This is a genomic window from Peribacillus sp. TH27 (assembly GCF_016650915.1).
Classification (GTDB): domain Bacteria; phylum Bacillota; class Bacilli; order Bacillales; family DSM-1321; genus Peribacillus; species Peribacillus butanolivorans.
On the sequence record NZ_JAEKEV010000002.1, the window covers coordinates 1,720,143 to 1,733,112 of the forward strand.

Consider the following 12,970-nt stretch of genomic DNA (forward strand, 5'->3'; position numbering starts at 1 on the left):
TAATATCATACAGGAATGCATAAAGAATGAAAAAGATTTACAATTACTTTAAAATAGTCTTAACAATATTTGCATATAATGAAATCAAAAAGAACAGAAGGTGTGTACATGAATGAGAAACATTTAATCGTATTGGATCTTGATGGTACTTTACTTACTGATAATAAAACAATTTCTCCTAGGACTAAACAAACACTACTAAAACTAAAAGAAAATGGGCACGAAGTTATGATCGCTACCGGGCGTCCGTTTCGCTCAAGTGAACTTTATTACCGTGAATTGGGATTGACTACACCAATCGTTAATTTCAATGGTGCTTTCGTGCATCACCCATTACAGACAAGCTGGGGGGTATACCATTCACCACTGGATATAAGTGTTGCGAAAGATATTGTAGAAGCTTGTGATCAATTTGAATATCACAACATAATTGCTGAAGTTCGTGATGATGTATATGTCCATTATCATGATGAAAAATTGATGGACATGTTCAATGTAGGAAATCCGATAATGAAGACGGGTGACTTACGTAATTTCCTTGAGGATTCACCCACATCGATGCTCATTCATACAGATAGTCAGCATGTCGGCCAGATCCGCCAGCATTTATCTGATGTTCATGCCGAATTAGTTGATCATCGCCGCTGGGCAGAACCATTTCATATCATCGAAATTATTAAGAGCGGATTAAGTAAAGCGGTTGGTCTGCAACGTGTTTCCAACTATCTAGACATCCCAAAAGATAGAATTATCGCTTTCGGTGATGAAGATAATGACTTGGAAATGCTTGATTACGCTGGAACTGGTGTCGCAATGGGAAATGCTATTTCCCCTGTAAAAACGGTCGCAAATACGATGACTTTGACGAATGAAGAAGATGGCATAGCAGTATTTCTTGAGGAAAAATTCAACTTAAAATCCAAATCCTAATCCGCCATTTTTTACCTTTATAAAATCTCTTTTTGAAGCCAAACTAATAGGGACAACAGCTTCCTGTTATGTTGTCAAACGCTCAGAATCGGAGGAGATAAGCATGGGTAAAAGCAGACGATTTGTACAGCAAGGCAAAGAAAGTGTTGCCAAGCATGCCGAAAGAATCCCTTATCACACTACGTTTGCAGAAGCTGAAAAAGACAGATTGAGAATTATGTCAGAACAAAGCTATGGTGGCTTCTAATGGGAAACAAATTATTCCAGAAAGCTAGAGAATTTGTTGAAGAAGCTCTCCACTCTGAGCATGATGGTGACCAGCAAAAAACTGAGGAAATCGCTAAAAATGCTCTTTCATCGGCTTTTGCCAATACGAATGATGCTGAAAAAGAGCAATTACGCGAACTTCAAGAGGAACTGGAAAACCACCCAAAATAAGTAAAAGCCTCCAGGATTCTGGAGGCTTTTACTTATTTTATTAGTAGTTGTTTCGTGCTTTTCCACCTTTTTCACCGATTTCTTTATAAAAATCTTTTCCATGAGAATCGGAAGTGGCCTCTCCTCCCTTTTGTCCAATCTCTTGATAAAATTCTTTATCATGGTTGTCCGATGTAGCTTCGCCGCCTTTTTGTCCAATCTCCTGGTAAAAATCTCTATCGTGATTTTTCGAGGTGGCTTCGCCGCCTTTACGTCCTGCTTCTTCTCTACTCATTTTTTCGTTGTTAGCCATTATTATCACTCCTCATTAAGATTTAATATTGGCGCTACATTATTAAAATTAGCCGATTTGTACTGGCAATAAACGTAAAACACCGCAATAATTCTATTTGTCATAGAAGTGTAATGGCCTTAACTTTTTGTTAATATTCTTATTCCCTTCGGAAAGTACCAACAATTCCAGAAGTTTCGATGATATTGGTAAAAGCATGTGGATCAACTTCTTTAATGATCCGTTCCAGATCATACAGTTCATACCTTGTAATGACTATCAAAAGCATTTCCTTACTTTCGTTTGTAAATGCTCCTTTTGCCGGTACCCTTGTAATACCGCGAACTAACTTAGCATGAATTGCCTGTTTAAGTTCTTCGCTTTTCTTTGTAATAATCATAGCTGTAAGCTTTTCATGACGTGTATGTATCGCGTCCACCACACGGGTTGATGTGTAAAGCGTAACAAGTGTATATAATGCTTTTTCCGGTCCATAAACAGCGCCTGCCGTTACAATAATCACGCCATTTAACAGAAATAAATAAGTACCTACAGGCTTATCTTTCTTCCGTGAAAGAAGCATCGCGATAATATCCATCCCGCCTGTTGATGCCCCGAATTTCAAGGTAATCCCAACTCCTACTGCAGCTATAACTCCGCCAAACACCGCGTTCAATAATATGTCCGGTGACCAGCGGGTAATTGGAATGATTTCCATGAAAAGAGACATTAAGATAACACTGAGAAAGCTATAAAAGGTAAAGGACTTTCCAACTTTTCTCCAAGCAAGGATGGTTACTGGGATATTTAATAAAAGCAATAGAATCCCGGTCGATATATTAAAAGGTGCAAAAGATCCTATAATCCTTGATAGGAGCTGTGCCACCCCAGTAAAGCCGCTCGCATATACGTTAGCCGGGATTAAAAAAAAGTTCATCGCGATGGCATTCAATAATGCACCAACTATTACTATGAGAATTTTCCTTATTTCACTTCTATACATCCTAAAAACCTCCATTTCACCCTAATTCTATTATCTTTTTACCCTTAATTATTTATTCTATTTATGAAGAGATTGAAATTTTGCCGTTACGTGCTACACTAAAAAGAGTAAAACCCATTTACTAAAAATTGTAAAAAGAAAGCAGGTGTATTATGGCTATCACAATTCTTGCAGATAGTGCATGTGATTTGCCATTGTCTTTCTATAAGGAAAACAATGTATCATTAATCCCTTTACAAGTTCATCTTGATGGGGAGAATTATGAAGACCTACTTACCATTAATTCTCATGAAGTCTATCAAGCGATGATTGACGGAAAAGCTCCAAAAACATCGCAAGCTTCTCCGGAATACTTTATAGAACTTTTCACACAGTTTGCTAAGGAGAAAAGACAAGGTATCTATATTGCATTTTCCTCTGAGTTATCAGGAACTTATCAAACAGCTGTAATGATTCATAATCAGGTAAAAGATGAATACCCTGACCTGGACATTGAAATCGTCAATACGAAATGTGCTTCAATGGGAGTCGGGTTAATCGTAAAAAGGGCAGCCGAACTAGCAGCAAGCGGCGCCTCTAAAGAAGAGATTTTAGCTGACATCGAATTCCGCACTCATCATATGGAGCATCTATTCACAGTAGATAATCTTGAATACTTAGCTCGTGGCGGACGTATATCCAAAACATCTGCCCTTGTTGGCGGATTATTAAACATTAAACCGTTATTGCATGTTGAAGAAGGAAAGCTGGTTCCACTCGAAAAGATACGCGGTAAAAAGAAATTAATTAAACGAGTTATCGAATTAATGCATGAACGAGGCAAAAATTTGACAACCCAAACGATCGCTATCAGTCATGGTGACGATGCAGAAACCGCATTGGAGTGGAAGGACGCCATACAACATGAATTTGGGACAACTGAGTTCATGATTCATTCAATTGGTTCCGTAATTGGTGCTCATGCCGGTCCTGGAACAATTGCTCTCTTCTTCTTAAACGATACCCCTGCGAAATCATAAACATACATACTCTCTTTCATAATTGTGAACAATATATATTGATCATGATTATGAAAGGGAGTTTTATTATGTCAAAAACAACTGATAACAATAAAAAACCAAAAGATAACCAAGCTATAAATACTGAAAGAAATATCTCTTATCAGGAAAACCTCGAAGCAGGTAAGCACTCTTATTCGAAGAAAACAGACCATAAATGAGGCGGGGGGCTGTCCCCTGCTTTTTTATATGTAGTTGTCGATATATACATATACAGCCTATATGGTTGTCTTCCTATCCTACTTTCTCTATAATAAAGGAAATAAACCCTGCTGGAGGTAAGTGATGGCAAAGGAAAATTCATTTGATATTGTATCCAAAGTAGACTTTTCAGAAGTAACAAATGCAGTTACTATGGCTATGAAAGAAATTCAGACCCGTTATGATTTTAAAGGAAGCTTAAGTAGCATTACCATTGATAAAGAAGACTTAGTTTTAGTATCTGACGATGAGTATAAACTCGATCAATTAAAGGATGTTCTAATTAGTAAGCTCATTAAACGTGACGTACCTATTAAGAACCTGGATTACGGAAAATTAGAAGGCGCTTCTGGTGGTACTGTTCGCCAACGGGCTAAACTCATTCAAGGCATCGATAAGGAACAAGCGAAAAAAATCAATACCATCATTAAAAACAGCGGACTTAAAGTGAAAAGTCAAATACAAGATGACCAAATCCGTGTAACTGGAAAAAATAGGGATGATCTACAAGGTATTATCTCTGCTATCCGAGGCGCTGACCTATCCATTGACGTACAATTTTTAAATTACCGCTAATATTAGAGGCTCACCCACTATGGGTGGGTCTCTTTTTATGTTCTAGGACGCTCTCAGTCCTTTTTCCGAATGAATCACCATAATGGAATATGGAAATGCTATTCATGTTCCCTTATATCCGAAGAATCTCATATACTTTTTACTTAGACATTATGCCCTTCTTCTAGGCTTTCTACAGGTCTTATTAAAAAATGATTTAATCTATTGTTTTAAGTTAAAGTAATGGGGATTTTACTCCAGATTTATTTTATTGGTTATTTTTACCGTGTTTTCATATTCCAAAAGCAAGGAATAGGAATAGTGTAGATAATTAAACAGGAGGGGTTTTAATGACTAGTCAAAATCAAAACCAAAATAAACAAGGATTTCCACCGCAACATCAACAGCATCAGCCTGGTGTGGAAACAAAAATGAATCCGAACCCCAAGTCGGTTAAACCTGAATATAAAGGAAGCGGCAAATTAAAAGGGAAAACCGCAATCATAACTGGCGGAGATAGCGGAATAGGTAAATCCGTCGCTATCTATTACGCAAAAGAAGGAGCTAATGTTGCAATTGCATACTTAGATGAACATCAGGATGCTAAAACAACAAAAGAATTGGTCGAAAAAGAGGGACAGAAATGTTTACTCATTTCCGGAGATATTGGCGATGAAGCCTTTTGTCAGGATGTCGTCAAAAAAACTGTCGATGAGTTCGGCGGTTTGGATATTCTAGTCAACAACGCAGGTGAACAACACGTTCAGACAAGCATCCTTGATATTTCAGCTGAACAATTAGAAAAAACGTTCCGAACTAATATCTTCTCGATGTTCCACTTAACAAAAGCTGCGTTGAAACATCTCAAAAAAGGAAGCAGCATCATTAATACAACCTCTATCACAGCCTATCAAGGTAATCCAAAATTAATCGATTACTCATCAACTAAAGGCGCAATTTTAGCATTCACAAGAGCACTTTCGAATTCTATTTCAAAAGATGGAATCAGAGTTAATGGTGTTGCTCCAGGTCCAATCTGGACACCACTTATTCCTGCCTCATTCGGGGAAGAAGATGTTGCCAAATTCGGTCAAAATACACCTATGGGCCGCGCTGGCCAGCCAGAAGAATTAGCACCTGCCTATGTATATCTGGCAAGCGATGATTCATCCTATGTCAGCGGACAAGTTATTCATGTTAACGGTGGTTCCGTTGTAAACGGATAATGAAATAAACTTCAAAAGCAGTGGTTTTCGTAAATGAAATCCACTGTTTTTTTTCATTATTTACGAAGGATTTTGACTGAACATATAGAAATCTAAGTCTAAGTGAGGAGTGATTTTCTTTGACGTACATTGTGGATCCATGGTTTACCGTTCAAGAATTAGACTCGAAAACGTTTGCGATCAGTGAATATGGTCATTGGGAGAAGGTACATTCCTTTTTACTGTTGGGAGAGAACCAGGCTGCGTTAATTGATACTGGGTTAGGCATAGATACGATTAAACGGATAACAGACCAGTTAACAGATCTTCCTATTATCGTCCTGACGACACATGTGCATGCAGATCATATTGGGAGTCACGGTGATTTTGATACTATTTATGTTCATAATGATGATGCCGACTGGCTGATTAACGGAATTAAAGGATTGTCGTTGAAACAAATTAGAAAAGATATGTCTCGCGATATCACCATACCCGTCCCAGAATTATTTGATCCTTTTACATACAAGCCATACCAAGGGAATCCTGATAAGCTCCTTTCAGATGGGGATACTATTGATATAGGAAACCGGATCTTAGGTATATTTCACACACCGGGGCATTCCCCGGGACACATCTCAATTTTAGATTATAAAACAGGATATTTATTTACCGGTGATTTACTTTATGCCGAGACTCCAATTTACGCCTTTTATCCCTCAACAAACCCAGTAGACCTTGTTAATTCATTGAAAAAAATTGCTAAGATCAAAGGAGTTTCCAAAATCTATGGAGGACATAACCAACTCGGTCTCGAACCAAAGATTTTTGATGAAGTCCTGGAAGCCGTTCAGTACCTTAAAGAGAACAAACTAGCCAAACACGGAACCGGTGTCCATACATTCAAAAGCTTCAGTGTACAATTTTAATAAAAGAGCATTGCTTTTACACAATACTCTTTTTGTTTAATAAGTCATAGCCATCGCTTCTTGCTTTATTGGTCTGCAAGAATGTCTTTCCACAAAATGATGGGGAATAATGGACCCTGCCGGAGTATCACCATTCTGTAATTTTTGAATGATGCTTTTAGCGGCCTGATGTCCTAAATCGAAAATGTTAATATCTATAGAAGTTAGGGCAGGTAGTGATAGCTCAGAGAAAAGAACATTATTAAAGCTGACAATTGACATTTCCTCAGGAGTCCGTACTCCCATCGCTCGAAGAGAATGTACGACTCCTAGTGCCATAAGATCATCACTGACGACAAGAGCGGTTGGTGGCTCGTCAATCGATAGTAATCTTTTCGCTGCTGCTAGTCCACCTTCATGTAAAAAGTCCTCATGTATAGTATATTCCCTTATTGGAACGATACCAGCCCTTTTCAATGCACGTTCATATCCTAATAATCGATCGAGGGTCATCACAAAAGTTACATCTCCTCCAATGAATCCAATCCTTTCATGGCCTAATTGAATGAGATAGTCAGTTGCCTGTTCGGCAGCCAAGACATTATCGTTATCAACATACGTTATCTCCTCAATAAAATCATAGGGTTTCCCAATGACAACAAACGGAAAAGCCCTTGCTTGTAAATAGGTTAGAATGTGATCATTCATCCTTGAATACATAAGGATAATTCCATCCACCATTCCCCCTTGAACCATATTCACGACTCCTTCGTAGACTTCCTCCTCTGTTTTCCCCGTGCTTAGTAACAGAGAGTAATGCTCTTCCTGAGCCCCTTCACTAAGACCCTGGAGGATAGCCGGGAAAAATGGATTTTGATAAAAAACGTTTGACGAACTTGGTAACACCAATCCAATGATCCTAGTTGATTGATTAGCAAGACTACGAGCAATGAAGTTTGGATGATATCCTAACTTTTCCATTGCCTTACGAACTCGTACCTTTGTTTTTTCACTTATCCGAGGATTATTAGCAATCACTCGAGAAACTGTTGAAGGAGCAACATTCGCCAGTTGTGCCACATCTTTTATCGTGACGGCCATGCGTTTCCCCTCTCCCCTCTTTAGCCTTTATTGACTTCATTCAAAAAAAGGTGAAAACCAATAAACACTTTTCTAATTTATTTTATAATTATACATTTGTATGTATCTATAATACACTCACTTCAATAGTTATATCCATACTTTTTTAACTGTTTTCAACAATTTTCAGAAAATACTTACTTTTTTTGTTTTTTACTTCTCTTTTAAAAATCAAAAAGAAGCTGATTTAAGATCAGCTCCTAAAAAACAGCATGTGTCTTTGGGCGAGGACAGAAGTCAGACGACTAACAATACTGGATTTAAAGCTTATTTCCATTTATAATCCAGAAAGGTATTACAGGTTAATAACGATAAATCCTTGTTTCATATGGTCGCAAATTAACCATTGTTTCTTCCGGACAATCATCATAATTCGCTAGTAAAAGTTCCATTTTCCCCCAATGAGACAGGTCAATTTGATGATAATTTGTGCTAAAGTTGCATACAACCTTAGCTGAATCACCATTCATATTCCTTGTATAAATATAAAGTTCAGGATGATCTTCCCATAATAATTCATATTCTCCGTAAACAAAAACCTGGTGTTTTTTTCGAAGTTCGATCATCTTTTTGTAAAAATGATAAATAGAAGATGGATTATTCTTCTGCTGTTCTACGTTAATTGCCCGATAATTGGAGTTGACCTTCATCCACGGTGTGCCATCCGTAAACCCACCATTTTTCTTATCGTTCCATTGCATTGGTGTTCGAGAATTATCACGGCCGCTATGCCATATGATGTGCATGATTTCATCATGTGAACGACCTTTGGAGGTCTCAATCCGGTAAAAATTTTTCATTCCGACATCATCATAATCATCTATCGAATCAAATTGGACATTCGTCATACCTATTTCCTGACCTTGATAAATAAACGGAGTCCCCTGCATGAAAAAGTATAGGGCCCCAATCATTTTCGCACTTTCCAACCAATATTGATGATCATTTCCCCATGTCGATACACTTCTAGGTTGGTCATGATTTTCAAAAAATAAAGCATTCCATCCTTTGTTTTGCAGCCCTTTTTGCCATTTAGTCATGGTACGTTTTAGACCATTAACGTCAACATTCTGATTCTGTCCACGATTCCAAAGTCCAAGGTGCTCGAATTGAAAAATCATATTGAACTTTCCATTCACTTCTCCGACCCAATCTTCAGCTTGCTCAATCCTGACACCATTGGCCTCACCGACCGTCATGATATCATACTTAGAAAAAGTCTCATCTTTTAATTCCTGTAGATAATCCAGAATCCCTTCCTGATTGGTATGCATTTCAAAGGCAGGTACATACTGATGCCAATACGGATTAGGCATATCCGGTAGGCCTTCACGCTTATGAATATGTGTGATAGCATCTATTCGAAAGCCATCAATGCCTTTATCGAGCCACCAATTAACCATTTTATACAGAGCCTGCCTTACATCTTTGTTTTTCCAGTTTAAGTCTGGCTGCTTTTCTGCAAATAGGTGTAAATAGAATTGATTGGTCAATTCATCGAATTTCCAAGCACTTCCGGAAAAAATACTTTCCCAATTATTCGGTTCCCGGCCATCTTGGCCATCTCTCCAAACATACCAATCTCGTTTCGGATTATCTCGGGAGGAACGCGACTCAACGAACCATGGATGTTCGTCACTTGTATGGTTCAAAACAAGATCAAGTATCACTCTCATGCCACGTTGGTGAACCTCTTTCAACAGAAGTTCAATGTCTTCAATCGAACCAAACTCTTCAGAAACTGCCTGATAATCACTAATATCATAGCCGTTATCTGCATTGGGTGACTTATAAAATGGACAAATCCAAATAACATCGATTCCAAGTTCCTGCAGATAATCCAGCTTTGAAATTAACCCCCTTAAATCTCCCACTCCATCACCATTACTATCCATAAAGCTACGGGGATAGACTTGATAACAAACCGCTTCTTTCCACCAGGTCTTATTCATGCTGTAACCTCCCGATTCTGTTTTCCACAAAGCCAAGGGGACAATGTTTTGCAGCTACCAAAAATCGAGAGGTATATGATTATTTTGGCTGGTTTCGTTTTGAACGTTTAATAACCAAAGCAATAAATATACCAAATATAACAAGAACCAATCCTATAACAAACAGGTAAGGAATATTTATAATCGACTTAGGTGATAGAGTGTAGACTTCTGTCGTCTCCCTGTCGATTACGATTGAGTAGCTGTTGTCCTTACTACGGACCAGATCCCCATTCAGCATACCTCTCAACTCTTTATTCTTTTCAAGTTCCTTATCAGTGAGGATTATCGATTGAGTTTCAGTCGTATTATTCATGGCGACAACTATTGTTTCATCACCATAGACGCGCTTGAATACCGATGTTCCTCCCTTTTCATATAAAAGCTCCATATCCCCTTTTGTCAAAGCAGGATACATGTCTCTAAGTTCAGAAAGCTTCGTTATATAATCCACTAATTCCTGTTCCGTCTTGAAATCCATTAATTTATGATTATCAGGGGCCTTATCGCCGTTTAAGGCAATTTCCGATCCATAAAATACGATTGGTACTCCTGGCATCGTATAAAGATATGATAACGCCATTTTCCACCGTGTACCGGGGTTTTCATTATGATCGGCTGCAGCCTTTGTAAAACGAGGCATGTTCTGAGTATCCATAAACAATGCCTGCGAACCTTTGCTCTCGCTTACATCTTCACTTTTCATAAATGCATCAAACACCGGATTCAAATCTTTATCGGGCGCAGCAAATGTCTCCTTTAACTCAACATTTTGCGGATAAGCCATAAAAGCATCGATACCCGTTTTCTTATAGCTGGAAATCAAGTCGGCATCACCTTGAACATCGCCAATTGTATAGAAATTTGATTTTTCAGACTTGACTGTTTCGACAAAATCCTTCCAGAAATCCTTTGCTACGTATTGGACTTTATTCAGACGGTACCCATCAATATCCGTTTCCGTAATCCACCATTTGGCAGCATCAAGCAAATAATCTCGCGTTTCCTTGTTATCCTGATTCAAATCCGGAAGGCCATCGATCCAGGCTGTTTCCAAATCTTCCTGATTACTGTCATTAGAAATCTCTTTTTCTTCATGGAACCAGTCTTGTTTATTAGGATCAGTTAACCAAGAATGATTAGGTCCCACATTATTGGCCTGAAAGTCAATAATTACTTTCATATCACGGTTATGAGCCTCATTCACAAGTTTTTTAAATTCTTTAATCGTACCGTAGTGCTCATCTGTTTTATAAAAATCGTTAACCCAATCCCCATGATAGCCATTTTCTTCATTAGCGAAAATCGGCGATAGGATGATAGCGGTATATCCCATATCTTTTAAATAATTTAGTTTCTTTGTAATACCTTCAAAATCTCCACCATTAAAAGCAGAAGGATTATTTACATCCGCATCTCCATTATTTTGTGTATTACCATCGAAAAATCGGTCAATCATTAATGAATATACGATTTCGTCCTTCCATGTTCGTTGTTCTTTTTCAGCTGCTCCTACTGGAATGGCGTAAAAAAGAAGCAACGGAATTAAAGCGAGTGATAACACTCTTTTTCTCATATCCGCTCTCCTCCTAGCTATCTCTTTACGCCTTTAAGATTAGCCTTTTGCCCCCATAACGTCAAATCCAAATTATAAAATTCTTTACACTAAAGGGACAAAATGGAGATTCAAATGAACGTTGTCGAATTGGAAAAAGTAATTCGCAATTAATATTCTTTTTTTATCCTCTTTACTGCTTCATCTAAAGTCCTTTTCGGCTTTGATTTTCCAGAAGCTATCTCTTTCATGGCAGATTTCATCGGCTTCCATACTTCATTCATTTCCGGTATATTCGGCACAGGTTCAGCATATTGTAATTGTATGCTTAAGGCTTGTGCTCTTTCATTTTCATTGATTGCTTCATTGTTCATGATAGATTTTACAGGAGGTATTTCTCCTGTTTTTTCATAGCGGAGCATTGCATATTTATCTTTTGTCAAAAATTCTACTAACTTTGTAGACCAGTAAGGATATTTTGTGAAGGCTGTTACATGCCAGCCATTGATATCCATGAACGTTTTCATCGGCTGGCCATTTGGCAATACAGGCAATGGCGCCACCCCTGTATTCTTCCTCTCAGAAAGTGTACTACCTTTACTCATGAAGGAAGCCAATTTCCCTTCTATAAACAACTTCTCTATCGCTGCTTCGTCCCCTTTTGGCATCACATCTGCTTTATACCATTTTTGAATATACTTAGCACCCTTTACAGCACTTTTATTATTTAATCCGATGTTCGTAGGATCTAGATTCCCATCTTTTTCTTTAAATACATAACCGCCCATCCCGGCCATTATTCCATACGCATCATATAAGTCATTCCATTCAGCATAGAAACCATATACTTTTCCTTTTCTCAATTCCTTCGCCTTTTTATATAAATCATCCATCGTTTCAGGAACGTTAGCCATTAATTTTTTGTTGTAAATTAAAACAGAGGTTACAGCGGACTTTGGAAGTCCAAAAACCTTTCCTTGATACATTTCGGCTCGGATTGAGGATTCAATAAAGGTATTTAGTACGTCTTCATTCACCTTCAGTTCCTGAATCAGGCCTTCTTTCACAATCCGCCCGACCTTTTCATGCGAAAAAGTCACTACATCTGGAGCTTTCCCGATTGGCCCATTGCGACGAAGTTGGTCATACATCTCATTAGCCATTTCTATCTCTTCATACTCAACCTTGATTCCGTATTTCTTTTCAAATGCTTCAATCGCTGGCTTTAGACCATTTGCTTTACCTTTTTCCTCCCAAACGATCAATTTTTCTGGTTTCGCTTCATTCGTGTCTTCTTTTTCGATTTTTTTATTTTCTTTTACTATTTTACTTTCCAATTCTGAACTGGATTCACAAGCACTTCCAATAACAATCAAGAACATGGACATGAATAAATGAAAAATCAACTTCTTCACTTTCATTCTCCTTTTTAAAATGTTTATTCTATCATGTCCAAAAGCACCAGATTGTTTACACTTCAGTTTGCAGCCCATCTAATCGAATAAAGTTTTTTAATAATGAAAGCGGCACCAAATCCTTCTGTTATCATTATATGAAAGGCTTCGATTTTTACAACATTTTCCTTTATCTATTTATTTTCTTGTAGTGATGAGTACTTTTTGTTATTTTTTAATTAATAGGTGCTTTTTTCTATTAATTGGGTATATAACCATATTGGAAAAATAGCATTTAATACTACTTAAAAATGGCTAATT

Annotated in this window: 13 protein-coding genes and 1 pseudogene; 8 read left to right on the plus strand and 6 right to left on the minus strand. The window is 37.8% G+C overall.

Annotated elements, in window-relative coordinates:
* Positions 1-78 precede the first annotated feature (78 nt).
* The 3 genes from JFU24_RS09685 to JFU24_RS09695 all read left to right on the plus strand — a co-directional run bounded on the left by JFU24_RS09685 (position 79) and on the right by JFU24_RS09695 (position 1,368).
* Entirely contained in the window at positions 79-930 is an 852-nt protein-coding gene (locus JFU24_RS09685; RefSeq protein ID WP_116822313.1) for a Cof-type HAD-IIB family hydrolase, read from the plus strand.
* A 103-nt stretch (positions 931-1,033) separates the two neighbouring features.
* Positions 1,034-1,177 (plus strand): hypothetical protein, encoded by a 144-nt coding sequence (locus JFU24_RS09690; RefSeq protein WP_201181875.1) that lies wholly within the window; start codon positions 1,034-1,036, stop codon positions 1,175-1,177.
* Complete coding sequence (locus tag JFU24_RS09695) at positions 1,177-1,368, plus strand: DUF3813 domain-containing protein (RefSeq protein ID WP_201181877.1); 192 nt, start codon at positions 1,177-1,179, stop codon at positions 1,366-1,368. The genes JFU24_RS09690 and JFU24_RS09695 overlap by 1 nt, the downstream gene beginning before the upstream one ends.
* A gap of 46 nt (positions 1,369-1,414) precedes the next feature.
* Here JFU24_RS09695 and JFU24_RS09700 read toward each other — a convergent pair.
* Both JFU24_RS09700 and JFU24_RS09705 read right to left on the minus strand, forming a co-directional pair.
* Positions 1,415-1,660, minus strand: a pseudogene (locus JFU24_RS09700) (KGG domain-containing protein); the annotation flags it as partial.
* A 139-nt stretch (positions 1,661-1,799) separates the two neighbouring features.
* On the minus strand, positions 1,800-2,642 hold the full coding sequence (locus JFU24_RS09705; RefSeq protein ID WP_201181881.1) for a YitT family protein: 843 nt from the start codon (positions 2,640-2,642) through the stop codon (positions 1,800-1,802).
* Positions 2,643-2,794: 152 nt separating this feature from the next.
* On the opposite strand from JFU24_RS09705, the gene JFU24_RS09710 reads away from it, so the two are divergent.
* The 5 genes from JFU24_RS09710 (at position 2,795) to JFU24_RS09730 (ending at position 6,590) form a co-directional block, all read left to right on the plus strand.
* Positions 2,795-3,661: a DegV family protein gene (locus JFU24_RS09710; protein ID WP_201181883.1), complete on the plus strand. Its 867-nt coding sequence runs from the start codon at positions 2,795-2,797 to the stop codon at positions 3,659-3,661.
* 68 nt (positions 3,662-3,729) lie between these two features.
* Positions 3,730-3,861, plus strand: a complete 132-nt coding sequence (locus JFU24_RS09715) for a DUF3941 domain-containing protein (RefSeq protein WP_201221675.1) — start codon at positions 3,730-3,732, stop codon at positions 3,859-3,861.
* 124 nt (positions 3,862-3,985) lie between these two features.
* Positions 3,986-4,477 (plus strand): YajQ family cyclic di-GMP-binding protein, encoded by a 492-nt coding sequence (locus JFU24_RS09720; protein ID WP_053344966.1) that lies wholly within the window; start codon positions 3,986-3,988, stop codon positions 4,475-4,477.
* Positions 4,478-4,806: 329 nt separating this feature from the next.
* Positions 4,807-5,682, plus strand: a complete 876-nt coding sequence (locus JFU24_RS09725; protein WP_201181887.1) for an SDR family oxidoreductase — start codon at positions 4,807-4,809, stop codon at positions 5,680-5,682.
* 119 nt (positions 5,683-5,801) lie between these two features.
* A complete protein-coding gene (locus tag JFU24_RS09730; RefSeq protein WP_207196282.1) occupies positions 5,802-6,590 on the plus strand; it encodes an MBL fold metallo-hydrolase in 789 nt (262 codons plus the stop codon).
* A 36-nt stretch (positions 6,591-6,626) separates the two neighbouring features.
* Here the strand turns inward: JFU24_RS09730 and JFU24_RS09735 are convergent, their stop codons facing one another.
* The 4 genes from JFU24_RS09735 to JFU24_RS09750 all read right to left on the minus strand — a co-directional run bounded on the left by JFU24_RS09735 (position 6,627) and on the right by JFU24_RS09750 (position 12,670).
* Positions 6,627-7,670, minus strand: coding sequence for a LacI family DNA-binding transcriptional regulator (locus tag JFU24_RS09735; RefSeq protein ID WP_201221677.1), 1,044 nt, complete (start codon positions 7,668-7,670; stop codon positions 6,627-6,629).
* 341 nt (positions 7,671-8,011) lie between these two features.
* Positions 8,012-9,661, minus strand: a complete 1,650-nt coding sequence (locus JFU24_RS09740) for a glycoside hydrolase family 13 protein (protein ID WP_201221678.1) — start codon at positions 9,659-9,661, stop codon at positions 8,012-8,014.
* Between the two features lie 79 nt (positions 9,662-9,740).
* Positions 9,741-11,276, minus strand: a complete 1,536-nt coding sequence (locus JFU24_RS09745; protein WP_201221679.1) for an alpha-amylase family glycosyl hydrolase — start codon at positions 11,274-11,276, stop codon at positions 9,741-9,743.
* A 149-nt stretch (positions 11,277-11,425) separates the two neighbouring features.
* Entirely contained in the window at positions 11,426-12,670 is a 1,245-nt protein-coding gene (locus tag JFU24_RS09750; protein ID WP_201249891.1) for an extracellular solute-binding protein, read from the minus strand.
* Positions 12,671-12,970: the final 300 nt, after the last annotated feature.

Excerpts from the sequence above, each read along its gene's own strand:
- JFU24_RS09695 (WP_201181877.1), top strand. The coding sequence starts at position 1,177 with ATGGGAAACAAATTATTCCAGAAAGCTAGAGAATTTGTTGAAGAAGCT.
- JFU24_RS09705 (WP_201181881.1), bottom strand. The coding sequence starts at position 2,642 with ATGTATAGAAGTGAAATAAGGAAAATTCTCATAGTAATAGTTGGTGCA.
- JFU24_RS09735 (WP_201221677.1), bottom strand. The coding sequence starts at position 7,670 with ATGGCCGTCACGATAAAAGATGTGGCACAACTGGCGAATGTTGCTCCT.
- JFU24_RS09725 (WP_201181887.1), top strand. The coding sequence starts at position 4,807 with ATGACTAGTCAAAATCAAAACCAAAATAAACAAGGATTTCCACCGCAA.
- JFU24_RS09690 (WP_201181875.1), top strand. The coding sequence starts at position 1,034 with ATGGGTAAAAGCAGACGATTTGTACAGCAAGGCAAAGAAAGTGTTGCC.
- JFU24_RS09715 (WP_201221675.1), top strand. The coding sequence starts at position 3,730 with ATGTCAAAAACAACTGATAACAATAAAAAACCAAAAGATAACCAAGCT.
- JFU24_RS09745 (WP_201221679.1), bottom strand. The coding sequence starts at position 11,276 with ATGAGAAAAAGAGTGTTATCACTCGCTTTAATTCCGTTGCTTCTTTTT.
- JFU24_RS09720 (WP_053344966.1), top strand. The coding sequence starts at position 3,986 with ATGGCAAAGGAAAATTCATTTGATATTGTATCCAAAGTAGACTTTTCA.
- JFU24_RS09710 (WP_201181883.1), top strand. The coding sequence starts at position 2,795 with ATGGCTATCACAATTCTTGCAGATAGTGCATGTGATTTGCCATTGTCT.
- JFU24_RS09685 (WP_116822313.1), top strand. The coding sequence starts at position 79 with ATGAAATCAAAAAGAACAGAAGGTGTGTACATGAATGAGAAACATTTA.
- JFU24_RS09740 (WP_201221678.1), bottom strand. The coding sequence starts at position 9,661 with ATGAATAAGACCTGGTGGAAAGAAGCGGTTTGTTATCAAGTCTATCCC.